We start from the raw sequence: 23,947 nt of genomic DNA on the forward strand, positions 1-23,947 counted from the left end.
CCCAAGCGCCCCCTTTTGTCCTGCCCTCTTAAACGAGACGAGGCCCGCCGTCATGCTGATGCATGACCATCTCGAAAACTGGCTGGACTGGCTGGCGCATGAAAAGCGCTCACGCCCCAACACGGTCCTTGCCTATCGCAATGACGTTGCCTGCGCTCTCGCCTTCCTGACAGAGCATCTGGGGCAGGAGCCGGATCTCGAGGCCTTCGCAAGATTGCGCACGAGCGATTTCCGGGCCTGGCTCGCTTTCGACACCGCCAGATCGGAAAATGGCCGGGGCACGGCCGATGGTCGGGCCCGATCACGCGCAAGACGCGTTTCAGCGCTACGCTCGTTTTCCCACTATCTGGCGACGCGCCATGGTCTGAGCGCGGGCGCTCTGCGCCAGATGAAGGCCCCGAAAGTGCGCAAGCGCCTGCCACGCCCGCTTTCCCGCGACATGGCACTCAGCGCTCCCGCCGAGATCGCGTCTCTGGCCGAGCATCCGCTCTGCGCTGCGCGGGATGAAGCGCTCTTCACTCTGCTCTACGGTGCCGGTCTGCGTATCGGCGAGGCTCTGGCTCTCGATATTCGCGATTGCGATCGCGCTGGCGAGGCGGGATTGCGCGTGACGGGCAAGGGCGGCAAGGAGCGGATCGTGCCTCTCCTGCCCAACGTGCTCAAGACGCTCATGCTGTGGCGCAATCAGCACCCCTGCCCGGCCCCGGACTCACCGCTTTTTGTCGGGCTGCGCGGCAAGAGGTTGCAGGCGGCAGTAGCACGCCGGGTCATGCAGGTCTGGCGCGAACAAAGCGGGCTGGATGCCAGCGCGACGCCCCATGCGCTGCGCCATTCCTTTGCAACGCATCTGCTGGAGGGCGGGGCCGATCTGCGCGCGATCCAGGAACTCCTTGGCCATGCCAGCCTTTCAACCACCCAGGCCTACACCCTGGCCGATGAACGCCATCTCCTTGCCGTATGGCAGGCCCATCCACGCGCAAGGAAATAAAAATGCTGCGTCCCGCTCTCGCGCTCCTCGTGGCCTTTGCCATGAGCTTGGCTGCCCCTCACGCAATAGCCGGTTCCTGCGCTCCTGAGCAGGTAGCGGATATCCCATTTCATAATGACGGGCTGTTTCTGAATGCACCGGTCATTCTCGATGGCAGACAGGCCCGGTTCATACTCGATACCGGCTCCGAAGGCAGCCTGATCACGCCAGAGGCGGCGGCCGCTTTGCGCCTGACGCCAGACCCGGCCCATGCCACCATGATTCAGGGGCCGAACGGACGGGGACAGCTCGCCCCGAACATGCTCATAAAGGCTCTGTCGCTGGGCACGATTCCTTTCGGGCAGCGCTCCATTCCCCTCGGCGCGCTTCCAGGCGTACCCGCCCTGACGCCGCCCGTCGCAGGGCTTATGGGTGTGGACCTGCTTGGTCAATTCGATGTCGAGTTCGATGTGAAGCAGCAACGCCTGTCACTTTGGCGACCCTCCGCCTCCGATGGTCGCTGCGCTCCCGCTCCTGCATGGCCCCGCGGGTACACAACCTTGCGGACACAGCGTGAGGGCACGCGACTGACGGTATCCTTCGTGCTGGATGGCCATGAAGGAACAGCGCTGATCGATAGTGGGGCGCGGTCTCATATCCTGTCGCGGCGCTTCGCCCATCTGATGGGAATTACCGACGAGATCTTGCGCAAGGATCAGGGTGGCGTCACCAGCGGGGTCGATCTCAATGCGCGCTGGTATCACTGGCATCATTTTCGTGCCCTGCACCTTCAGGAAGGAGCGCCAGGCTCGGGCAATCCAGTATGGAGGGACCCCGTCCTTACGGTCTCGGACATGCGCGACGGGGCTGACATGCTTCTCGGGGCAGACTGGTTCGCCCAGCATACGGTCTGGGTTTCGTTCAGCGCCGGACGGGTCTGGGTACGCTGACACCGAAACGATGTTTCATCCGGCAGATCATGGACCAAATTTCAGTGAGATCCGTGGTGGAGCTGAGGGGAATCGAACCCCTGACCTCCTCATTGCGAACGAGGCGCTCTCCCATCTGAGCTACAGCCCCACGGAACGGCTCGGAAGCTACACGGTTACACCGCAAAGTCAAGAATGTCCCACCGGACCCATGCGGGTTCAGTTGTGCGATCCCCCGCCCAGGCGCTAAAAGGAGCGCTCCGTTTTCATGCTGAGAGACGAGACTTGCTGATCATCACCCTCTACAACATCATTCTGATGCTGATCCAGCTCTTCACCTGGGCGCTGATCCTGTATTGCGTGATGAGCATGTTGCTGAGCTTCCGGATCCTCGATCCGAGCAATCGCTTCATCTATAACGTGGCCATCTTTCTGGGGCGGATCGTCGAGCCCGTCCTCAATCCTGTACGGTCGATCCTGCCGCAGTTCGGCGCCATGGATCTGAGCCCGCTCGTCGTTCTGTTGGGACTGCAATATCTGCTCGTCCCGGTACTGAACCGCCTGCTCATTGCATCGCTTCACGCGAACTTCTGAACAACGCGCCCAAACGAGCGGTGTCGAGCCGCCTGTCTGGGCGATGCCATTGCATCGCCTGACGGTCAGGCCTGCACAGGCTTTCTGAGTGCCTATGGCCCCGTCAATACCGCAATCCGGACCTGGCCCAACTGAAAGACCGGGCTAGTCCGCAACATCGCTCAGTTCATGCCAGCCCAGCTTCGCCGAGAGCATAGACGCTGTCTGGCGTACCTGCGGAGCCAGGCTTTTCATGCGCAGGAGCGGCATGTCACCTGCGCGCCCGGTCACGCTGATTGAGGCCACGATCTGGCCAGAAGCATCCCGAACAGGGGCTGCGACGCAGTGAATCCCGATCTCGTCATCCTCGAGATCAAAGACGCAATCTGTCGCACGATAGGCGCGCATGCGATTGACCCAGCTCGCAAGGCCAGAGGGCATGTGACGGTAGCTTGCCCTGTAGAGCCGCGCCCAGTCGGACTCGCTCTCATCCAGAATGAGCGCCCGACCCGTACCTGTGCGGGCAAGCGGCAGATGTTGTCCTGTCTGCGTGCGAATGCTCAGCGGTTTACGGCCTTCCAGACGCATCAGATAAATGACATGGCTATCCGAGCGGATGCCAAGATGGACCATCCGCCCCGTGATATCATTGAGGTTCTGAAGCAGCGGCGCCGCAAGGCCAAGCAAAGGCGAGGCGTTCTGCGCCTGAGAGGTGAGAGAAATGAGCTTCTCTCCAAGACCGTAGCGCCCCATCGATTTCAGGCGGAGCCATCCTTGCTGGAGCAGGGCTGACGTCAGGCGCTGGGTCGTGCTGCGTGTACACCCGATCTCGAGTGCCAGTTCGGAAAGCGTATCGACCCCGGCCTGCACAGCCAGAATGATGGACAGGCCACGCCCCAGTGTTTGTGTGCCCTGGGGCCAGTCTTTATCCGAATATGCCACGTGCCGCTCCATTTCGCTTGAACGGTGCCTTGGACTTCTAAAGGGCTTCTCGTTCGATCCAGAGTTTCAGAATGCTCCACAAGGGATGCGAAAAGCATCTCATAGCGTTATTCACGCCCGGATAAACCATTATTTGCATTTTTGGGTCACATCTATGTAATCAAGACCTGTATAGTTCTTATTTTGCAAATCACTATTTCTTGTGGTCCACGATCCGTATCTGGTACAGCTTCTGCCAATATTTTCCGGTGACGAAGAGGCGATCATTCTCGCGGTCATAGGCGATGCCATTCGCGACCGCATCAGGGTCGAGAGAATTGATCTTTTCTGCCAGAACACTCAGATCAACCCATGATTTGACTTTACCCGTTACGGGATCGATCCGTGCGATCTCGGGAGTCATCCATATATTCGCCCAGATCTCACCATGAATATATTCGAGTTCATTCAGTCGTTTGACCGGTATACCCGACGCAGTGACACATAATCTGGACAAGATATGAAATGTAATGGGGTCGAGATGCTTCAGACAAGCTGACCCGTCGGACATGATTAGCGAATGCGCGTCACGAGTCAGGCCCCATCCCTCGCCGGGATACTCGAATCTTCTTTGCATCACGATGCCAGGAAAGCTCCAGACGAACCCGACACCCCCGCGCCAGGTCAAGCTGACAAGCCGGTTCTGCCAGGACGTGATTCCCTCGCCGAAATATCCCTCGGGTAGGCTCTCCTGAGCCAGCACCTTGCCAGTCCTCAGGTCCACTTTCCTGATCACCGAGTGCCCGATCAGCCCCGTACTCTCGTAAAGGAACCCGCCTTCGTAAAAGAGCCCCTCGGTGAAGGCCTGTGGATCATGCGGGAAAACGGCCAGTATCTCGGCGGGCTCCACAGGGGGATCGACGGCATTGTCAACGGCGGCATCTGCCCGAGCAGACGTCAGAGGACCCAGACAGGCAAGGGCGGCAAGACATGCCACGAGCGGGCGTACCCGCAACCTAAGAAAAGACATGAGGCGGCGACCCAATTACCCTGATGAATACGCCTGCTATAGCCGGTCTTTTCTGCTTCTCACAATCGCATCATCTTGAGCATGGGTCTCGGCTTCTGCGTCAATCCGCCTTTCTGGCCTCGCATCCATAGATTGCGACGAAAGCCTGCCCCACACGCCCCGCGACCACGCGTATCTGGTCATCGCTGCAGTCGACCGGCAGTTCGAAACGCTTGCGTTGTACCAGGCGCGTCTGACAGAGCGCCATGAATTGCTCGGCGGCAAAAGTCGGGTCATCGGTGGCGATGGCGCCGCGTTCAATCCAGAACATGATCCATTTCGTCAGGGTGTCCAGCGTTCTGCCAAAGCCGAAGCGCCAGAACGTATCCGCGAGATCGGGAAAATGCGGCGCTTCGGAAACGATGATACGGTAAAGTCGCAACGGGCCTGGCTGAAGCAGGACACTGATAAAGCGCTCGGCAAGCTGCGTGAACGCCTCGACGCACGTAATGGCCGTCAGGTGGCTCTGACAGATGGCCGGTGCGAGTTTGCCACGGCTCAAATCTTCGATCACCGCACCGAAGAGGGCCGCCTTGTTCTCGAAATGGTTATACAGCGTGCCCTTCGAGACCTTCGCCCGGCAGGCGATCTGGGACATCGAGGCCCCTTCATATCCGGATTCCAGAAAGATCGCTTCGGCACCGTCGAGGATCTGACGCCTCTTGGCGTTGCTTGCGCCGCTCTCTTCACGCATATCCTCGTCAACGGGCACGTCCGGAGCGTTCAGGGTGATTTCTTGGCTCTTTTTCACGCGGCCCATCCATTGCTGTCTACATCCCGCCCCGTACCATTCTGGACGGGTTCATCGCCTCGCTCTCTTGTACCGGGAACGGGCTGAAACTGACCGAACCGGTCGATCAGCGCAAGGGTAATCTGGGCGAACTAGTCCAATCCTTCAGTCCTGCAACGAGAATGACTTCAATGTGTCCATGAAAGGTCTAGGCATTCCGGGTGCGGATCGCGATAAATTGGCCTTGACGACCCGTTATCAGAGACATGAGATCCTTATGACCCCTACAAACCCGAATGCGTCGCGCCCCAGCCGAGCCCTGCCCCCGGGAGTTGTCACAGGTGATGACTATCTCACCCTGATCGAGGCCTGCAAGGAAGGCGGCTACGCGCTTCCCGCCGTCAATGTTGTCGGCACAGACAGCGTCAATGCGGTGCTTGAAGCCGCAGCCAAGAACAATTCCGATGTGATCATCCAGTGCTCCAATGGCGGGGCGCGCTTTTATGCCGGTGAAGGCCTGGCCGACCAGCACCGGGCCCGCGTGCTCGGTGCCGCCGCCATGGCCCGTCATGTGCATCTGCTCGCCAAGGAATATGGCGTTTGCGTCATCCTCCATACCGATCATGCCGATCGCAAGCTCGTGCCCTGGGTCGAGGGTCTGCTCGAACTGAGCGAGGCAGAAGTTGCGGCAGGCCGTCCGCCGCTCTTCTCGTCGCACATGCTTGATCTTTCGGCTGAACCGCTTGAGGAAAATCTGGCTGAATGCGCGCGTTTGCTGCCCCGCATGGCCAAACTCGGCATCAGCCTCGAGATCGAACTCGGCGTGACCGGCGGCGAGGAAGACGGGATCGGCCACGACCTCGAAGATCACGAGGACAATGCGCATCTCTACACCCAGCCCGAGGATGTCCTGACCGCCTGGAACCGCCTTTCGCCGCTCGGTCATGTGACTGTCGCTGCCTCTTTCGGCAACGTGCACGGCGTCTACAAGCCTGGAAACGTTCAGCTTCGTCCGGAAATTCTGCTGCACTCGCAGGAGCACGTGGCCGAGAAACTGGGACTCGGGCCCAAGCCTCTTGCCCTCGTGTTCCATGGTGGCTCGGGCTCCGAAAAGGACAAGATCACGGCAGCTGTATCCTATGGCGTGTTCAAGATGAACATCGATACGGATGTGCAATTCGCCTTCGCCAACGGCGTGGGCCAGTACGTGCTGGAACACCCCAAGGCCTTCCTGCACCAGATCGATCCCGAGACCGACACGCCCTACAAGAAGTTCTATGACCCGCGCAAATGGCTGCGCGTGGGCGAGAAGAGCATCGTCGACCGCATGGAGGAGGCGTTCGCCGATCTCGGCTCCAGAGGCAGATCGATTGCTTCGAAGGGGTGACATTCGTGACCTGCGAGATCGTCCGGGCGTTCAGTGTCGTCCCGAGCCAGATCGAGATATTCGAAGCGACCTATGGGCCGGAAGGCCCATGGGTGCGGCTCTACCGCAATGTCCGCACCTATCTCGGCACACGCCTGATCGCCGATCTCGACAAGCATGGCGACTACATTGCCATCGATGAATGGCGCTCGCATCAGGCGTGGCTGGACTTCCAGAAAGATCATCCCGATGCGCTCGCAGCCCTTGATGCTGCCTGCTCTCCCCTCTTGCACGCCACCCGTTATATCGGGGCCTTCAGGGTGATCCAGCCCGCCCGGGCCTGATCCCCGTCTGAAGAGGCATACAGGCACAGGCCGACACCTAGTAACGTTATGAAGAAAATACGATGAATCGGCCAGAAAGTCCTTGCATCCGGGGGGCATGACCTTTAATCGGGCGGCCTTGGCCCAAGGGGGCATGTTGCCCAACAGGCTGTCTACTGGTTTAGAGGTACGTGATGAACGCACTTGCTCAACTGGGGATGGTATCGGGACTCCCGAGAGATAACCAGACTGTCGCATCGAACACATCTCATGAAGAGGTGTGCAAGGATTATTTCATTGAGCGTGATGGTGAACGCTTCGCCGGTCATCACCTGCTGATCGATTTCTGGGACGCCACGAATCTGGACGATCCCGCAGCAATCGACGCCACGCTTTGCGAGGCAGCGGTTACCGCAGGGGCAACAATCCTGCACAGCCACTTCCATCACTTCACGCCCAATGGCGGTGTGTCGGGCGTGATCGTGCTGGCCGAAAGCCACATTTCCATCCACACATGGCCCGAGCGCAATTTTGCCGCCGTTGACGTGTTCATGTGCGGCGCCTGCGACCCGAATCTGACGATTCCGGTCATGCAGCGTCTTTTCCAGGCCGGTCGCGTCGTCTCTGACGAAGTACGCCGTGGTCGTGAAAAGATCTCGCCTGCAGGCTGAGCGCGTTACGCTGCGCTCAAAAGCAGACAAGGCCGGGCCCGTTGCCCGGCCTTTTTTTTGATAAAATTGGGAGAGACCGCCTCATGTCTGAATCCTGGATCAACGAAACCCTCTACCCCGATTGGGGCCAGCGTTTTCGCGTCACGCGTGAGCTCGCACGCGTCAAGAGCGACTTTCAGGACATCGTCGTCTTTGAAAGCGACTTCCACGGCCGCGTGCTCGTTCTCGATGGCGTCATCCAGATCACCGAGCGCGATGAATTCGTCTATCAGGAAATGCTCACGCATGTCCCGCTCCTGACCCATCCCGACGCCAAGCGCGTACTGATCATCGGCGCAGGCGATGGTGGCGTGCTTCGCCGCGTGCTCCAGCACAAGACCGTTGAAAAGGCCGTCATGGTCGAGATCGACGGCGCGGTTATCGAGCTTTCCAAGCAGCATCTCCCCAACATCGCTGGCGACGCCTGGAACGACCCCCGCGCCGATGTCATCGTCGGTGACGGCATCGACTATGTCGCCAAGGCAGCAGACGGCTCTTTCGACGTGATTATCGTCGACTCGACCGATCCGATCGGCGTGGGCGAGGTGCTCTTCACTGATGCGTTCTACAAGGATTGCGCGCGCATCCTCTCCGCTCAGGGACTGATCGTGAACCAGTGCGGCGTGCCCTTCATGCAGGCGGATGAACTGCGTGAAACCAGTGCTCGCCGTGCCAATTTCTTCCCGCATGTATCTGCTTACGTCGCAGCCGTTCCGACCTATGTCGGTGGGTTCATGACGCTCGGCGTTGCGGCAAAGGGTGTGAACCCCACGAAGCAGACGGTTGACGACGTCCGCGCGCGCGCCGAGGCCGCCGGTATTCTGGGCACCACCCGCTACTGGACGCCGGAAATTCACGTAGGCAGCTTCAACCTGCCGCCTTACATCGCCGAAAACCTGCCCACGCAGGGCTGATCCGACTCATCCTTGCGGGTCTCTGCCTTGGACCTGCGAAGGGGCTTACCCCTTCCGATCCCCACCTTGACCCAAACAGGTGTCCAGAGGACGACCATCCTCTGGCGGGGTGTGGGGCAGAGCCCCGCATAAGGCCGATCCTGCAGGGCGCTGCCCTGCACCCGCGAAGGGACAGGCCCCTTCGATCCCAGCTTTGGCTCAAACAGCTATCCACAGGACGACTGTCCTGTGGCGGGGTGAGGAGCGGGTGCCCGAAGACCTAGTACCCTGATCCACTCAGCAGACGAATCACAAGGGTCTGCCACTCCTCCATGATATCGCCATGGCCCATGGCATGCCCGGCTCGGCGATACCAGTACCGGGCGTTATCCTGATCGCCTTCCTTGCGGTGGAGCCAGGCATGGACCCAGTTGCATTCGGCATCACGCTCATTGCTTTGAACGATTTCATGGGCTGCGGCCCAATCGGCGCGGCCGGCCCACCAGAGGGCGAGGAGGGCCGGAGAAAGGCCCTGAGGAGGAATGGTGTCTTCGAGGCTTTCCTTGAAAACGGAGAGGGTCATGCTCATGCGAGAGTCTCCCAATCAAACCGTACACCGGTCATGTTTTCAGAAGCCTGCCAGAGGTTTTGAGCGAGGGAAAGCCCCATGGCGACCGGAGGGAGGATCGCCGGGCCAGGGGGGCCACGCCGTTCCCCCGAACCCTGGGGACCGTAATACCCGCCATCCTGAGCCTGAGGCGACAGAGCCGCATGAAGCAGGGGCTCGGCACCAGAGGCAACGTCCTGCCCCATCAGGCGGAATAACCCATTCCCCAGGCGATCCTGAACGAGGCAGAGGGCTCGGCTGAAAGATGACTGCGAGAGACCGAGCGCGGCGCTGTTGGTAATGATCGCGCTGGTCGACCACCCGGGATGCGCAGCGCGCACATGCAGAGGGGCGTCCACGGCACGGGCACGGCGGTGCAGCTCAAGGCTGAAGAGCAGATTGGCAAGCTTGCTCTGCCGATAACGAGCAAAGCGTTTATAGCTTTCGGTCGCATTCAGGTCGTCAAGCGGGATTTCACCCTTCCACGCCGCCAGAGACGCCACTGTCACGATATGCGCCTGCCCGGCGATGAGCGAAGGCAGGAGGCGCCCCGTCAGGGCAAAGTGACCAAGATGGTTGGTGCCGAACTGAAGCTCGAATCCATCCTGGGTCGAGCGACGCTGGGGAGGCGCCATGACCCCGGCATTATTGACCAGAATATGGATGGGCTGCCCTTCCATGCGCTCTGTGAAGCGCGCAATCGAGGCGAGAGAGGCCAGATCGAGGCCCTCGAAGCGCAGCCGCGCCTGGGGAACGGCGCGCTCTATGGTGACGAGAGCCTCACGGCCTTTTTCAGCATTGCGACCGGTCACGATCACCTCGGCGCCATGACGCGCCAGCCCGAGCGCCGTGGCAAGACCGAGCCCACCGGTTGCGCCCGTGACGACGGCGGTGCGACCTGCGCAGGAAGGATAGCGTATGTCGCTCATGCCTTGTTCTTCCCTGAGTGCTCTTCGGACTTGGCCTCCTTCAGGGCCTCGTCGGTCAGGCGTTTCTCGTTCTTCTTGAGAAAATAGAGGCATACCCCGAGGAAAATCACCACCAGAGAGCCGATGCCTATGGCGAGAGGCCCCGAGAGGCTGAAAATCTCCTTGCCCAGGAAATAGGTGGCCACCGCATAGCCGCCCGCCCAGACCACGCCCCCGAGCGCATTATGCCAGAGGAAGGATTTCCAGGGCATGTGGTTCGCCCCGGCCAGCAGGGCCACGAATACGCGCAAGATGGCAACGAAACGTCCGACAAAGACCACTGTCCCGCCATGACGCTTGAAGAGATAGCGCCCCAGAAGCAGGCGCTCATGAGTCAGCCCCACCTTGCCGCCGTGTTTCTGCAGCAGCTTGAACCCTATGGACCGACCGATCAGATAGCCGAAATTATCGCCCATGATGGCGCCAGTCACGGCTGCGACGACGACCCAGCGTATCTCGAGATGATGGGTCGTGGCTGCATAGAGCGCGGCACCGATGATCAGGCTCTCGGCGGGCAGAGGCAGGCCCATGCTTTCAAGCATCACAACCACGCCGACAATGCCGTAGCCATACTCCTTCAGCAGATGTTCCAGAAAATGCAGCAGGGCTCTCTTCCTTGGCGAGCTTGGCGATAAAGAGTCCGACTTGATGCCTGAAAGCGCCGCCCAGGAAAACTCGTCAGATGGTTTCAGTCCGATTATCCTGATTCCTATGACGAATCCATCATCGATCCCTTCCGGTTCCTGGCCTTCCTGGGTTTCACCCGAGCTTGTGGCCGGTCGTTCGATCTCCCTTTCCGAGCTACAGGCTCAGGCAGATCGACTGTACTGGCTCGAAGCACGCCCGCAGGAAGGCGGGCGTACCGCGCTGGTCAGCATGAAACGCGGCGAAACGCCGGAGGATTTGCTGCCGTCGACGGTCGGTATCGGCACCCGCGTGCATGAATATGGTGGCGGAGCCTACGGCGTATCATCCTGCCAGCGCGTGGTATTCAGCGATCGCAAATCCGGCGCGGTCCATCTGCGCGAAAATGATGGCACATTCGTCAGCCTCGCCAGTTCCGCCGATTGCGCCTATGCGGATTTCAGCTTCGACGCGACCGGAACTGGCGTCTTTTGTGTCCGGGAAGATTATCGCAGCGGCGGTGAGCCCAAGGCAGCCATCGTCTGGCTCGATTGCGAGCGCGAATGCGTGCTGGTCGAAGGCGACGATTTCTATGCGGCACCGCGTCCCGCTCCTGGCAACGGGCATCTCGCCTGGATCAGCTGGAACCACCCCGACATGCCCTGGGATGCGACGCAGCTCGCTGTTGCCCCTCTGACATGGGAGGACTCTCGTCCCCGGCCCGGAGCATCGCGCATCCTCGCAGGGGAAGCGTCACGATGCAGCAGCGTCGATCCCGTGTGGGAGAGCGCGGACACGCTTCTGGTCAGCCTCGATACGCCGGGTGCCTGGCACCCTTGTCGTTTCACGGTGACAGGAGAGGCCGGGCCTGAGTTCCTCGCCGATCCTGAAGGCGAAACCGGATTTCCCCATTGGGTCTTCGGGCAGAGCAGTCTGCGTGTCCTGCCCGACGGCCGTATTCTTGCGCAGATCGTGCGTGACGGGCTCAGCCATACCGCCTTGCTGGCAGGCAGGCACTGGCAGATCTGTCCGCAGATCGAGACGGCCCAGGCACCCGTGCCTTTTGGTGACGAGCTCGCCTGGATCACGGCAGCACCCGATGCCCCGCCTGCCGTCGTCATCGGCAGGAATTCGCGGATCATCCGACAGGCTTTCGATTTCCCCGAAGGAATCACACCTGAAGATTGCGCCCACCCCGAACCGTTTGCCTATCCCAGTACGGGAGGGGCGATCGCCCACGCGCTCTATTATGCGCCGGTCAATCGCCATCATGCCCTTGCCTCGAGAGAAAAGCCTCCTCTGGTGGTCATGGCCCATGGTGGCCCGACCGGTCGTGCCAGCTCGGCATTCTCGTTCAAGGTCCAGTGGTGGACGAGCCGTGGCTTTGCGGTGCTCGACGTGAACTACAGGGGCTCTACCGGGTTTGGCCGACGCTATCGCGAGGCCCTGAACGGCGCATGGGGCATTACGGATGTAGAGGACTGCGTTGCCGGGGTGCATCATGCCGTGGCGCATGGTCTGGCAGATCCGGGGCGCTGCGTCATACGTGGCAGCAGCGCTGGCGGGCTGACGGTGCTGATGGCCCTGGCCACCTCCGATGTCTTCGCCGCCGGATGCTCGCTTTACGGCGTGACGGATCTGCGCGCACTGGCTGAGGAGACGCATAAGTTCGAATCCCGCTATCTCGACCGCCTGATCGGCCCCTATCCAGAGCAGGAAGCACTTTATCTGGCACGCTCCCCCCTGACCCATGTGGCCCAGATCACGGCACCGCTCCTGTTCCTGCATGGCGACCTCGACAAGGTGGTGCCACTCGATCAGGCTCAGGCCATGAATCAGGCTCTGCATGGCCTTGGCCGCGCATCGGCGCTACATGTCTATGAAGGAGAAAGTCATGGGTTCCGGCAGGAACAGACGCTGCGCGACAGCTTCACGCGGGAACTGGCCTTCTATCAGCAGGTCTTCGGCCAGAACTAGGCACGGATTCCGATGCGCCCCCCCTCAGAGGCGCGCCGGATACCGCATCAGGGCATTGCAGGCGCCGTGACAGGCAAGGAAAGGGCTACATTGAGCACGTCTGCCAGACGCACTCCAGCCTGTTGCAGACGCGTCTCGATAACCGGGAACGCGATCTCCGTGTAGGCCTCACCCAGATCCTTGCGTTCCTTCCCCGCAGGCAGGGCGCCATAAGCAATCGAGCGCGCCAGACCATGGCTCTCATCGGTCCAGGCCACGACGTGATCATGCATCGTGTCGCCCGAAAGAGCCGCCGACCAGTAGGCAGCCTGTCCGGGGGTGATCTGGGCGTTCAGGCGATCAGCCTCCTCATGGGCCTTGGCGAAGTCGATGGTGTAGTGAGGACCGACAACGAGATGACGTTCGTGATCCATGATGCCCTCATCCCACAGGGAATGCAGGTTTTCGTGCCCGTTCCGGTCCTGACCGAAATACGAAACCTTGACCATGTTCCCGCCCTTGTCATGGTCGCGCTCAGCCGCGTGAAGCGGCTGATGCAGGTCACCTACGAGATGCACCACCCATTTGAGCGCAGCCAGACGGGCCTCAGGCGTGGCTTTCGGATCAGCCAGAATCTTTTCCATTTCCGGCAGCTTCTCGGTCACGCAGATATCGTTGCCGCAATCGCGCGCCTTCTCGTAAGTCGGCAAGGCGGCATCGGTATCGACGTAATGCCAGGGAAGAGTCTGAGGCAGGCCGCCTTTATCGGCAGGCACATGACCGATCGTATCGGGCCAGGATGCCACCTGATCCAGGGTCTGATGATGCTCGAGCGCCAGAAGCTGTGTCACCGCACTAGCCGCCTCCGGTGTCAGACGGCTCTGGGCAATATCAGCCACGATGGCATGACCATATGGCCCCCAGGCCTTGGCCGGTTTCACAGGCAGGGTCAGGGCGGCGGCAGAACACAGGACTGAAAGAGCGACGAGCGATGAACGGGTCATGAGGCCTCTGGGACGGGAACGGTATGCAGTACCGCCACCGTTTCATTCCGCAGGCAGGGATGCAAGGGATGTTATGATGACAGACCCGCCCCGTCAGGCGGTACACCGGTTATGGCGAACACCCCTCAGGTGGCGAGCCGTACCGACCATCCTGCTTCCCAGCATTCGCCGGGGGCAAGATGCAGAAGGCCGGGTTTCTCCTCAAAGGGGCCATCGAACGAGGCCGGGCTGGCATACCCCATCCAGGGTTCGAAGCAGATGAAATCCGAGCCGGGCTTCATCCAGATCCCGAGTTGCTCGAAACCATGCCACGAGAAAACCAGCGCTTCACCCCCTTGCGCATGAAAGCGCAGGGACCGGCTCGCTGGATGCATGAAGATAAGTGCGTCCTGCTCGAACAGGCTGTCTTCCAACCCAAGAATACGCCCCTCGACCGGGCTGGGCCTGTCGCCATCGACAATCAGCCCTTCTTCCAGAAGTGCCAGATTTCCGGGTTCCGGCGCCTCGAATTCCACGACATGGCCCGCTTTCGGCCTGCCGGGAACAAGCGGCCAGATAAAGGCCGGATGCGCGCCCAGAGACGCGTGCAGCACGCTCAGACTATCAGGATTGCCCAACGTGTAATGCAGATGCAGTCCGTCCTCATCAAGGCGGTAATGCAGCGCCAAACGGAAGGCGAAGGGAAACAGCGCGCGACTGGTCGGGTCATCTTCCAGAACGAGGATGCAGCCGCTTTCGCTCCGCTCGACCCAACGAAAAACCCGGTCGCGGGCAAAACCATGCTGGGTAAGCGTGTAATCCAGTCCATCGATCAATGCATGATTGTCACGCAGCCTGCCCACGATCGGAAACAGCACCGGTGAATGCCGTGGCCACGCGCCGCCGTTCCAGATCAGGTCACGCCCGGTCTCGTCGCATAAGGAGCAGAGTTCGGCCCCATGAGCCGCAACACGCGCCGTATACCGCCCGTTGCTGAAGACATGGCTGTCAGACATCACCCATCATGCTCCTCTCGTCTAGCCTACCGACACGTCGCCTTCGGAAAAGGCGCAAACCGGAGGGCCCACCGACCTTCCCCAAAAATCCGTTCAGATCAAGAGACTGTTTCGTGAGGGTCGGGTTGCATGACGGGCATCGCGCCCTGGCCGCATTCAAGTCCGGCCAGACGTTCCTCAACAGCCGATACGAGCGCAGCGTCGGCCGGCGGATCAAGAAGAGACAGGCGTGTACGCATGGCCAGAAGAATATCCGATGTCGCCTCCCCGACGGCCTTGCGCCACCATTCCAATGCCTGTTCCCGCTTGCCCTGGTCACATAGAAGCGTCGCGTAATTGTGTTGCCCGCGATAATCACCTGCCTCAGCGGAGCGCTGATACCACAGCGCCGATGCTTCCCTGTCCCGTGCAATCTCCCACCCCTCTTCGAGAAACCGGGCATAAAGATTCATCGATTTGGCATGGCCAGCCTCGGCTCCGGCCTTGAATAGGGTCAGGGCGCGCGCAAGGTCCTTTTCCACCCCAATGCCGCGCATGGTGAGGATAGCGAGATTATAGCAACCCCAGGCATCTCCCCGCAGCGCGGCCTGTTCGTAACAGGTTGCAGCGCGCAGCAGATCACGGGAACACCCCCAGCCGAATTGATAACACCGTCCCAGCATGTTCAGCCCCGGACCGTACCCGGCATTTGCTGCCCCTTCGAACCAGCGAAACGCCAGATCGGGGCGGGAAGGCACATAGACACTATCGCGCAGGATCTGCCCCCAGAGCACCTGTTCCAGCACATGGCCTGCGAGTGCCTTGAGCCGGATGGCTTCGATGGCTTCCGGCAATCGACCATACCGCGCGGCAGGCTCCAGACTGGCAATAGCGACGCTCCCGGATCGACGCCGAAGACGGCGCCGCAGGCGTCGGATGACGCTTTTTGCCCAGGTAACTGGAAAGGGAAAGTTAGACATTTCGCAAAAAACTACACATATTTCGCAACAAATCAATTGAGACTCAGTCGCGCTTTCATTATGGAGTTGCGAAATCCTCGCAACTGAATGGAGCGCCGCGCCTCATGCGTCCCCCCTCGCGCAAATCCCTGTCCCTGCTACCGATGCTTACCGGGATCATTCTCGGAGCGACTCAAACCCATGCGGCAACAGACGCGCCCCTGGATCGCAAGGACAGGAAACCTCAGCGCAAAGTGGAAAAACGTCCAGAGGGCAAGAATACGATCGGTAAGAACGGCTCAGAAGCCCACCCGGATGAGCATATCACAGTGCTCGGTAACGGGTTCAACACGCTGAAAGACCCGATCGGCCTGTCGCGCATGCCGCAGGATGCGCTGCATACGCCGCAGCAGATCAATATCGTGCCCCAGATGCTGATGAAGCAGCAGAACGTGAAATCGGTGGATGAAGCCCTGCGCAATGTGCCGGGCGTGACCTCCTCGATTGGCGAAGGCGCGGGCGGCATGAATGGCGATCAGTTCCTGATCCGCGGCTTTCAGGCGCAGAACGATATCTACCAGGACGGTTTGCGCGATTTCGGCGTCTACAGTCGCGATGCGTTCAATCTCGAGACGATCTCCGTCATCAAGGGGCCGTCATCCGAAGTGTTCGGCAATGGCACGACGGGGGGCGCCATCAACATGGTGACCAAGACGCCGACCCTGCGCGATCATTATGCCGCCGAGTTCAATGGCGGGTCGGGCTCCTATTATCGGGGTGTGCTCGACGTGAACAAGAAACTCGACGATCACACGGCCCTGCGCATCACCGGCATGGGCAACGAGAACAACATCGTCGGGCGCGATTTCCTTTATTCGCATCGCTGGGGCATTGCACCCTCCATCGCCTTCGGTCTTGGCAGCAAGGCCACGCTGGTGCTGCAGTACATGCATCAGCAGGAAAATTCGGTCCCCGATTTTGGCGTGCCTGTTGTCACGCCGCCCGGCGCGAAAACCGGCGGCCCGATTACCGAATACGGCATTCGCCGGACGAATTTCTACGGCACGACCAGCGACCAGAACGCCACAAACGACAATATGGAAACGGCACGCTTCTCGTATAAACTCAACGATCACATCAAATTCTATGACGATCTGCGCGGCGGCCAGTTCTACCGGACATTCGCGGCCTCCAAGGCCACCTGTGACGCCACCTGCGTGAACAACTACTTCCTCGGTCATGCCGGCTCGGCGCTTGTCGCGCGCTCGGGACCGAATGGCGCCGGAAACGGCAAGGGCGCCGGCACGATCATGGCACCCCTGCCCTATCAGCAAACGAGCTGGTCGGTGCAGAATGTCGGCTCAATGGTCGCCGATTTCCATACGGGCTTTCTCAGGCATCAGGTCGTGACAGGCTTCGATCTCGAACGCGTCAACGACGTCCGCTCGCAATCGACCTATCTCAAACCCAAGCCCTATGCCTCGCTGGTCAACCCCAATCCCAATGTCGGCAATCTGCTTCTGGTGCCCGGCGACCTGAACCCGGCAGGACTGGTCAGCCTCGGCGCGCTGGGGGCCAAGTCGCACTCGAACGGTTACGGCTTCGATACAGGTCTGTTCTTCTATGATCAGATCTGGTTTACGAACTGGCTGTCAATCAAGGGTGGATTCCGCTGGGATCGCTGGCAGACCAGCTACAACCTCACGGGCGGTAATGTCGCCGCCAATCCTGATATCCATTACCATCAGGTCAGCAGCGTCTTTAATCCGAATGTCAGCCTTGTTGCGACGCCGGATACCCATCAGACCTACTATTTCACCTGGGCGACGTCGACCACGCCAAGCGGCATGTATGTGACGAATGGCTCCGTGCCCATCCGTCCTGGGACGAACAGCTTTGCCAGCCCCGAAAAGGCCAATCTGTACGAGATCGGCGCGAAATACAGCGCCTTCCATGACCGCATGGGCTTCACAGCCTCGCTGTTCCGGCTGGAAAAGAACAATGCCATCAATGCCGATCCGGTCACGGGTCAGGTGCAGGGGTCGAGCGACAAGCAGCGTAATCAGGGGCTCGAACTCTCTGTGGGCGGCATGATCACACGCCACTGGAATATCTCGGCGACCTATGCCCTGTATGACAGCGACACGCTGGCCTCCGATACCGCAGCATCCGTGGGCAAGCAGGTGCAGTATGTGCCCCATAATCAGGCAACGCTGTGGTCAGTCTATGATGCGTTTTCCAACACGCCCTACAACGTCTCTTTCGGCGGTGGCATGACCTGGCGCCAGCATGTGTGGCTGAACACCACCAACACGCTCAAGGTCCCGGATAATCTGGATTTCGACGCAGTCATTTCGCATCGTCTTGGTCAACACTGGAAGATCGCGCTCAATGGCTACAATCTGGCCAATCGCCTGAACTACCAGAGCCTGTTTTCCAATCGCGCCACCCCATCCTCAGGGCGTACCTTCCTCGGGCAGATCAGCCTGAATTACTGAATGGGCGCTTCGGCAGAAGCCGGGCGGTTTTCTGCCCGGCTTTTGCTGTCACCGCACCCGATGAGATCTGAGCCGTCAAAGGTCGACCCCGAACAAGCCGCTCGGTGTTTCTTGATAGGCGTTTTCCCGTCTCCTGCGCTATGGAACCCCCAAAACCGGTTTCTGGATTTCTGGGGATAGTCATCATGTCGCAGCCACCCATCTGCATTGCCGCCCTTTATCGCTTCACCCCCTTTGCTGACCCTGCGACCATTCGCACGCCTCTGCTCGATGCCTGTCAGGGACTGGGAATCAAGGGTACGCTGCTTCTGGCGCGCGAAGGGATCAATGGCACGATAGCGGGCAGTGACGAGGCCATTACCGCCATCATCGCCCATATCCGCGCCCTGCCCGGCTGCGATGCGCTCGAATGGAAACTCTCGCGCGCGGAGACCATGCCCTTCAACCGTATGAAGGTCCGACTCAAGCGGGAGATCGTGACCATGGGCCAGCCGGATATCGACCCTCTTGCCGGTGTCGGGCGCTATGTCTCGGCCATGGACTGGAACGCCCTGATTGCCGACCCGGATACGATCCTGATCGACACGCGCAATGATTATGAAGTCGCGGTCGGTACCTTCAAAGGCGCCATCGACCCCGATATCCAGAGCTTTCGCGAATTTCCCGACTGGTTCCGCGCCCGCCGCGCTGAACTGGCGGCCGAAGGACGCACGCCCAAAATCGCCATGTTCTGCACTGGCGGCATACGCTGCGAAAAATCCACGGCTTTCGCGCTCTCGGAAGGCGTGCAGGATGTTTATCACCTCAAGGGCGGCATCCTGAAATATCTGGAAGAGGTTCCAGAGGCTGAAAGCCTGTGGGAGGGCGAATGCTTCGTTTTCGATCAGCGCGTGACCGTGCGCCATGGGCTCGAACCCGGAGCCTATGATCTATGCCATGCCTGCCGCCGCCCCATTTCGGGCGAAGACAAGAATTCAGCCCTCTATGTCGAGGGCGTCCAGTGCCCCGCCTGTGCGACTGAACGTACCGACACCCAACGCGCGCGCTACGCCGCCCGTCAACAACAGGAAGACTTGGCTCGTGCTCGTGGCACACATCATGTTGGTGGGAACGACTGAGCATAAGGTCGCGCTTCATACTTGCTTAGGAGACACCGCAATGACCGGCGAGACGGCAGACGATCACTGGGCATCGGATCCATGGTTCACCACTACCCTCGATCGTTTGAATGGGGCGCGAGAGGAGGGGTAAAGCACCCACATCCTCGATCTCGAGGCCATCGAAGCAGCGATCTTCGAGGGTGATAGCGCCGTCTATCGCCTCATGGCAGCCATGGAGAGCATCCTGCGCAAAGAAGGCCATGACGGCTTTCGGGGCGCTCCGCGGGTTCTGTTGGCCACTTTGCAGCGCCTGAGCGAGCTCAGTCGTAGCAACGTCTGACCGATAGAAAGACGGGGCGTCACTTTGCCAGAAACCGCTTCGTCGTATCCTGTCTCGCGTCCCGCCAAGGGATGGCATGCCTTCGCAAATGCTTAGCAAAAACCGGGATGAAAGGGGCTTTCCCCTTTCCGGGGGGCGGGGCAGCGCCCCGCAATATCGCGTCACAGCAGGAAGAGAATCCGATCAGCAGAGACAAGGCTTGACCTGGCCTGCGCTCTAGCCCCCTTTATCGGATCATCATGAAAAGACGCCTCCCCGATCTGGAAGCCTGGGCCATTTTCGCGCGTGTGGCGCAGTTGGGGTCGTTCTCGCGTGCTGCGCGTGAACTCGGACTATCTGATCCCACGATTTCAAAAGCAATCACCCGGCTTGAGGCGCGACTGGGGCTGACGCTCATCGCGCGTACATCGCGGCGGATTGCCCTGACCGATGCCGGACATGTCGCGCTCGAGCGGGCCATACGTATTTTGGATGAGGGTGAGGCCGTCGAGGAGGAGGCGGTGGAGCAGGCCTCCACGCCACGCGGGCGCGTACGGGTCAGCGCGCCTCTCTCTTTCGGTGTGGGGTATCTGGGACCAATTCTGCCGCACTTTTTCGAAACCTATCCCGAGATCGTTGTCGATCTGGCGCTCAGCGACCGAAAAGTCGATCTCGTAGCCGAGGGGTTCGATCTGGCCTTGCGTATTGCCAGTCTGGACGATTCCTCCATGCTGTCACGTCGGCTCTGCACCATGCGGCTGTTCCTTGTAGCAGCCCCGTCTTATCTTGAACGGCATGGAACGCCGTCTCATCCGGCCGAACTCGTCCGCCATCAGGCACTCATCTATACGGGCGGGAATCTGCGGGACACGTGGCGTTTCTCGCATCCCTTCCTTGGCGAAAGCACTGTGCAGCCCGCTATCAGAATGTGGAGCGACAATGCCGAGGTCCATAATCCTGCGCTTATTGCCGGGCAAGGCCTGGCCATACAGCCGGAATTCATGATCTGGCGTGAGGTGCAGGCAGGCAAGCTGACCACCGTCCTGCCGGAGTGGAGCATCACACCGCTCAGCCTGCATCTTGTCATGCCCCCCAGCCCGCTGCGCCCGAAACGGGTACAGGTCCTGATCGATTATCTGGCCGCCGAACTCGCCAAGGCCCCCTGGGCCATGGAAAACTGACCCGCGACGGCACAGGTCGCGACAAGGGACCGATCACAGCCTGAGAAAATCCAGCAGATCGGCTGTCAGCTGCGCCTGATGGGTCACCGTGAAACCGTGCGGCGCCCCGGGATAGATCCTGAGCCGTGCATCGGGCAGCATCTCTGCCGCAAGTCTGCCGGTTCCCTCAAAAGGCACAACCTGATCGTCATCCCCATGAATGACCAGGGCGGGCACGGTGATGGCAGCCATGTCAGGCCGGAAATCGGTTTCCGCAAATGCTGTCGCACTTTCGATCTCGGCTCGCACGCTCCCCATCAGCCCAAGCTGCAGAAACTGCGCCAGCGCGCCATCGGATACGGCCTGACCATGGTTCCTGCCGAAAAACACCGGGGCGAAATCCACCAGCACCTGCGCCCGGTCTGCCAGAAGCGCCGCCCGTAGCCCGTCGAAGAACGCCTTGTCCGGTCCGAAAGGATGATCCGCCCTCTGCATGAAAACCGGCGTGACCGCCCCGAGCAAGGCGAGGCTTCGCACCCGCGTCGTTCCATGGCGCGCCACATAGCGGCTGATATCGCCACCCCCCATCGAAAATCCGACCAGCGTGATATCGCTCAGATCGAGATGGGCGATCAGTTCGGCGATATCATCGGCAAACCGGTCATATGTGTACCCTCCCCAGGGCTGGGACGACCGACCGAACCCCCGACGATCGAAAGCGATCACCCGGTATCCGGCCTCGGCCAGAGCGATCATCTGCTCGTCCCACATATCGGCACTGAGCGGCCAGCCATGGCTCAAGAGTACAGGGCGTCCCTTGCCCCAATCCTTGTAATATATCTCGACGTGATCTGACGTGGTGAAGACGGACATCTGAATAACTCCTGTTCTTTGATGGCAGGGAGAAATTGAGCAAAATCAGCGGAGGATGCGTCTGACCGGAACGGCGTAGCGCCCCGCACCGGCGGCGGCCAAAGCCAGCAATCCACCGGCAATCGACAGATTTTTGTAGAAATGGATCGTCATGTCGTATCGCACCGCGCCCGGTGCATAGGTCCAGAAATGATGCCCGATCAGCCCCGTGACGGCCGTATATGCGGCCAGCAGAAGCGCCACTGGCGACGTCATCACACCAAGCACCAGGGCCAGCCCCGCACCGAGTTCGATGATCGTGGCTGCCAGAGCCGACAGTGTCGGGAAAGGGGCGCCTGACTGGACCATATAAGCGACGGCTCCGGCAAAATCGGAAACCTTGCCCCAGCCCATGACGAGAAACAGAAGTGAGAGGCCAAAGCGTGCGCCGAACAAGGCCGCATCGCTCAGGAAAAGAGCATTCATGGTGAGGTTCCTTCAGCGTGGTGCGGCACCGAAGTGGCTCGCCGCTGAAAGACCATTACGGTTCTTTATCGTTCATAAAAACAGAAATGAAAGAAAGGTATTCTTTCCTTTTTATAGGCAATGGAGCGCGAAGTCTCGCGTGCGAGCGTTTCTAAGACAAGCCTTCCTTTATGGGGCTTTGCCCCATTCCCCACCAAAGGACGGTCGTCCTTTGGAAACCTGTGTTATAGAAGCGGGATGAAAGGGGCTTGCTCCTTTCCGGGGGGCGGGGCAGCGCCCCGCATTCCTCTCAGAGCAAGCGGGCGAGTTTCAGGAACACCCAGGTCAGGATCATGGCGATAAAGCACACTGCACCGGCCTCGAGCGTGCCATAAGCGCCACTCGCCAGATACATCCCGCCCGTGTTCATGCCGAAGAACCCGGTCACCAGAGTAGCCGGGAACATGAGAATGGTGGCAGCCGTCAGGATATAGAGGCGTCGGTTGGTTTCTTCGGCCTGGGACGAGCCGAGTTCGTCCTGGAGAGAGCGAGCACGATCCAGTAGGGCGATCATGTCATCGAGTGCGGCATGAACCTGGCGTTCGGTTCGGTCGCGCAATTCGTCCTCAGCCCATTCTGGCAGCTCCAGATCCTCGTCGCGCAAGACACGGTCGATGGGGGTAACCACGCGACGTAATTCGGTCGCACGGCGTCGGCCCTTACCCACGATACCGCCGAGATGCCCCAGATCGGTACGTCGCTCGATCAGCAGGAGTGCGTCTTCCGCACGGTCGAGCTCGTCATCGAGCTTGCCGATCTGGCGGCGCACACTGCCGGTGAATTCGCGCAGGGCGCGATCGATCACTCCGGCGGGGCTACGGGGGATGGACTCAGCGCGCAGGGTACGAAACGCGGCACCCAGGACAGGGATGGGGTTGCGGCGCGTGGTGATGAGCAGATCGGGCCGCATGGCGAACCGCCAGGCGCAGATATCGCGATCCTCTTCCGACACGGCATCGTCAAAAGCAGGAAGCGCCCCCCAGACCAGACCCGGCAGGGCCTCCAGCATGACGCCATATTCCGTTTCGGCCAACATGGCACTGACGTCTTCAGGCAGGCAGGGCAGGGTGGCGACGTGCTGCCGCGCCGAGCTATGCACGGTGTCGAAATGCAGCCAGGCCCAGCTTTCCGAGGGTTTGGGATAGTTCGAGGGCGGCGTGCGATCATTGAGCAGGCTCTCGATCTCATGCGGTTCGAGCGGCGAGGGGTCCTCACCCGGCCGCGCCCGGATGGCCCAGACCAGCCCATTGGCAATGCCGTGGGGCAGGGCACCGGATGGCTTCATATCCTGACCGGCAACGACGGAGAACGGCATCTGTGAGCGTGTATTGGACATGCCATCCTCCATCCTGAGGAAATCTCTGTTCTGAGCGAACGCTGCTCGCTGTCTCGCATGGGCGGCGAGCCCAGGCAACCGCTTTCCAAGCTTAATGTAGCGGCAAGGAAACCGGAACGCCGCCGGTTTGTTACCAGTTCATCAAGATGTCCCGCAAAACGAAAAACCAAGCCTGACATCATTACCCCGTTTTCCGACAGGAGCCTGTCATGAAACACGCATTTAAAGCCGTCCTGACCGCATCCGCCCTGCTTGCCGCACCCACTCTCGTATCGGGCCCTGCTTTCGCGCAGGCTACAACGGCGACAGACAGCGAACAGGCCCCTACGGCTCAAAAGGCTGAAACTCTCAAGAGCCAGTCGACCCAGATTCATAACCCGACCGAGCAGAACGAGACGTTCAAGAATCAGGCGAATGAACAGCCCGATCCCAAGACGCCGAGCGCGCCCGGTGGAACGGTGGCGCCGACGGGAGAAACTTCGGACAAGATGCCCATCTCCTCGCCGCAACATGAGAAAGCAGCCAAACACAAGCACAGCATGAAGGGCATGAAGATGTCCGACAAATCGGCCCAGCAGTAACCG

The 23,947-nt window shown here is 60.2% G+C and carries 25 protein-coding genes and 1 tRNA gene; 12 read left to right on the plus strand and 14 right to left on the minus strand.

Annotated features, from left to right (window positions below; genetic code table 11):
• Positions 1–52: 52 nt before the first annotated feature.
• Together C0V97_RS00225 and C0V97_RS00230 are read left to right on the plus strand one after the other, a co-directional pair.
• A complete protein-coding gene (locus C0V97_RS00225; protein ID WP_127099576.1) occupies positions 53–988 on the plus strand; it encodes a tyrosine recombinase XerC in 936 nt (311 codons plus the stop codon).
• Between the two features lie 2 nt (positions 989–990).
• The gene (locus C0V97_RS00230) at positions 991–1,917 is read left to right on the plus strand and encodes a retroviral-like aspartic protease family protein (protein ID WP_233581828.1); all 927 of its coding nucleotides are present in this window, start codon (positions 991–993) and stop codon (positions 1,915–1,917) included.
• 54 nt (positions 1,918–1,971) lie between these two features.
• On the opposite strand, the gene C0V97_RS00235 is transcribed toward C0V97_RS00230, so the two are convergent.
• Positions 1,972–2,047: transfer RNA gene (locus tag C0V97_RS00235), tRNA-Ala, on the minus strand.
• 134 nt (positions 2,048–2,181) lie between these two features.
• On the opposite strand from C0V97_RS00235, the gene C0V97_RS00240 reads away from it, so the two are divergent.
• On the plus strand, positions 2,182–2,490 hold the full coding sequence (locus C0V97_RS00240) for a YggT family protein (protein ID WP_336762771.1): 309 nt from the start codon (positions 2,182–2,184) through the stop codon (positions 2,488–2,490).
• A gap of 144 nt (positions 2,491–2,634) precedes the next feature.
• Here C0V97_RS00240 and C0V97_RS00245 read toward each other — a convergent pair whose 3' ends face one another.
• The 3 genes from C0V97_RS00245 to C0V97_RS00255 all read right to left on the minus strand — a co-directional run bounded on the left by C0V97_RS00245 (position 2,635) and on the right by C0V97_RS00255 (position 5,210).
• Positions 2,635–3,411: an IclR family transcriptional regulator gene (locus C0V97_RS00245; protein ID WP_158625308.1), complete on the minus strand. Its 777-nt coding sequence runs from the start codon at positions 3,409–3,411 to the stop codon at positions 2,635–2,637.
• A 193-nt stretch (positions 3,412–3,604) separates the two neighbouring features.
• Positions 3,605–4,420: a glutaminyl-peptide cyclotransferase gene (locus tag C0V97_RS00250; protein ID WP_127099580.1), complete on the minus strand. Its 816-nt coding sequence runs from the start codon at positions 4,418–4,420 to the stop codon at positions 3,605–3,607.
• A gap of 100 nt (positions 4,421–4,520) precedes the next feature.
• The gene (locus C0V97_RS00255) at positions 4,521–5,210 is read right to left on the minus strand and encodes a TetR/AcrR family transcriptional regulator (RefSeq protein WP_233581829.1); all 690 of its coding nucleotides are present in this window, start codon (positions 5,208–5,210) and stop codon (positions 4,521–4,523) included.
• A 256-nt stretch (positions 5,211–5,466) separates the two neighbouring features.
• On the opposite strand from C0V97_RS00255, the gene fbaA reads away from it, so the two are divergent.
• From fbaA to speE, 4 genes are all read left to right on the plus strand, one after another.
• The gene (gene fbaA, locus C0V97_RS00260; RefSeq protein WP_127099582.1) at positions 5,467–6,576 is read left to right on the plus strand and encodes a class II fructose-bisphosphate aldolase; all 1,110 of its coding nucleotides are present in this window, start codon (positions 5,467–5,469) and stop codon (positions 6,574–6,576) included.
• A gap of 5 nt (positions 6,577–6,581) precedes the next feature.
• Complete coding sequence (locus C0V97_RS00265) at positions 6,582–6,899, plus strand: hypothetical protein (protein WP_127099584.1); 318 nt, start codon at positions 6,582–6,584, stop codon at positions 6,897–6,899.
• A 173-nt stretch (positions 6,900–7,072) separates the two neighbouring features.
• On the plus strand, positions 7,073–7,549 hold the full coding sequence (gene speD / locus C0V97_RS00270) for an adenosylmethionine decarboxylase (RefSeq protein WP_127099586.1): 477 nt from the start codon (positions 7,073–7,075) through the stop codon (positions 7,547–7,549).
• An 83-nt stretch (positions 7,550–7,632) separates the two neighbouring features.
• Positions 7,633–8,502, plus strand: a complete 870-nt coding sequence (speE, locus tag C0V97_RS00275; RefSeq protein WP_127099588.1) for a polyamine aminopropyltransferase — start codon at positions 7,633–7,635, stop codon at positions 8,500–8,502.
• Positions 8,503–8,761: 259 nt separating this feature from the next.
• Here speE and C0V97_RS00280 read toward each other — a convergent pair whose 3' ends face one another.
• Genes C0V97_RS00280 through C0V97_RS00290 form a run of 3 tightly spaced genes read right to left on the minus strand, consistent with a single transcriptional unit; the run spans position 8,762 to position 10,598 of the window.
• Positions 8,762–9,070, minus strand: a complete 309-nt coding sequence (locus C0V97_RS00280) for a hypothetical protein (RefSeq protein ID WP_233581830.1) — start codon at positions 9,068–9,070, stop codon at positions 8,762–8,764.
• Entirely contained in the window at positions 9,067–10,017 is a 951-nt protein-coding gene (locus C0V97_RS00285; RefSeq protein ID WP_127099590.1) for an SDR family oxidoreductase, read from the minus strand. Before C0V97_RS00285 ends, C0V97_RS00280 begins: the two co-directional genes overlap by 4 nt.
• Complete coding sequence (locus C0V97_RS00290; protein ID WP_199751559.1) at positions 10,014–10,598, minus strand: DedA family protein; 585 nt, start codon at positions 10,596–10,598, stop codon at positions 10,014–10,016. The genes C0V97_RS00285 and C0V97_RS00290 overlap by 4 nt, the downstream gene beginning before the upstream one ends.
• Before the next feature lie 106 nt (positions 10,599–10,704).
• Between C0V97_RS00290 and C0V97_RS00295 the strand changes: the two genes are divergently transcribed.
• Positions 10,705–12,657 (plus strand): S9 family peptidase, encoded by a 1,953-nt coding sequence (locus C0V97_RS00295; RefSeq protein ID WP_233581834.1) that lies wholly within the window; start codon positions 10,705–10,707, stop codon positions 12,655–12,657.
• Positions 12,658–12,704: 47 nt separating this feature from the next.
• Here C0V97_RS00295 and C0V97_RS00300 read toward each other — a convergent pair whose 3' ends face one another.
• From C0V97_RS00300 to C0V97_RS00310, 3 genes are all read right to left on the minus strand, one after another.
• Positions 12,705–13,640, minus strand: a complete 936-nt coding sequence (locus tag C0V97_RS00300; RefSeq protein WP_199751561.1) for a S1/P1 nuclease — start codon at positions 13,638–13,640, stop codon at positions 12,705–12,707.
• 125 nt (positions 13,641–13,765) lie between these two features.
• Positions 13,766–14,635, minus strand: a complete 870-nt coding sequence (locus C0V97_RS00305) for an aldose 1-epimerase family protein (protein WP_127099594.1) — start codon at positions 14,633–14,635, stop codon at positions 13,766–13,768.
• A 98-nt stretch (positions 14,636–14,733) separates the two neighbouring features.
• Positions 14,734–15,594: a tetratricopeptide repeat protein gene (locus C0V97_RS00310; RefSeq protein ID WP_127099596.1), complete on the minus strand. Its 861-nt coding sequence runs from the start codon at positions 15,592–15,594 to the stop codon at positions 14,734–14,736.
• A 104-nt stretch (positions 15,595–15,698) separates the two neighbouring features.
• Here C0V97_RS00310 and C0V97_RS00315 point away from each other — a divergent pair, with 104 nt between their 5' ends.
• On the plus strand, positions 15,699–18,071 hold the full coding sequence (locus C0V97_RS00315) for a TonB-dependent siderophore receptor (RefSeq protein WP_233581838.1): 2,373 nt from the start codon (positions 15,699–15,701) through the stop codon (positions 18,069–18,071).
• Between the two features lie 185 nt (positions 18,072–18,256).
• A complete protein-coding gene (locus C0V97_RS00320) occupies positions 18,257–19,189 on the plus strand; it encodes a rhodanese-related sulfurtransferase (protein ID WP_127099598.1) in 933 nt (310 codons plus the stop codon).
• A gap of 25 nt (positions 19,190–19,214) precedes the next feature.
• On the opposite strand, the gene C0V97_RS00325 is transcribed toward C0V97_RS00320, so the two are convergent.
• On the minus strand, positions 19,215–19,433 hold the full coding sequence (locus C0V97_RS00325) for a hypothetical protein (protein ID WP_127099600.1): 219 nt from the start codon (positions 19,431–19,433) through the stop codon (positions 19,215–19,217).
• Between the two features lie 317 nt (positions 19,434–19,750).
• Here C0V97_RS00325 and C0V97_RS00330 point away from each other — a divergent pair, with 317 nt between their 5' ends.
• Positions 19,751–20,671 (plus strand): LysR family transcriptional regulator, encoded by a 921-nt coding sequence (locus tag C0V97_RS00330; RefSeq protein ID WP_127099602.1) that lies wholly within the window; start codon positions 19,751–19,753, stop codon positions 20,669–20,671.
• Between the two features lie 33 nt (positions 20,672–20,704).
• On the opposite strand, the gene C0V97_RS00335 is transcribed toward C0V97_RS00330, so the two are convergent.
• The 3 genes from C0V97_RS00335 to C0V97_RS00345 form a co-directional block, all read right to left on the minus strand.
• Positions 20,705–21,523, minus strand: a complete 819-nt coding sequence (locus tag C0V97_RS00335; protein WP_127099604.1) for an alpha/beta fold hydrolase — start codon at positions 21,521–21,523, stop codon at positions 20,705–20,707.
• 45 nt (positions 21,524–21,568) lie between these two features.
• Entirely contained in the window at positions 21,569–21,988 is a 420-nt protein-coding gene (locus C0V97_RS00340) for a DoxX family protein (protein WP_127099606.1), read from the minus strand.
• A gap of 289 nt (positions 21,989–22,277) precedes the next feature.
• Positions 22,278–23,312 carry a CorA family divalent cation transporter gene (locus tag C0V97_RS00345; protein WP_370264772.1) on the minus strand — a complete coding sequence of 345 codons (1,035 nt, stop codon included), beginning with the start codon at positions 23,310–23,312 and terminating at the stop codon, positions 22,278–22,280.
• Between the two features lie 260 nt (positions 23,313–23,572).
• Between C0V97_RS00345 and C0V97_RS00350 the strand changes: the two genes are divergently transcribed.
• Positions 23,573–23,944, plus strand: coding sequence for a hypothetical protein (locus C0V97_RS00350; protein ID WP_127099610.1), 372 nt, complete (start codon positions 23,573–23,575; stop codon positions 23,942–23,944).
• Positions 23,945–23,947: the final 3 nt, after the last annotated feature.

The sequence above is a fragment of the Asaia sp. W19 genome, from assembly GCF_003994335.1.
Classification (GTDB): domain Bacteria; phylum Pseudomonadota; class Alphaproteobacteria; order Acetobacterales; family Acetobacteraceae; genus Asaia.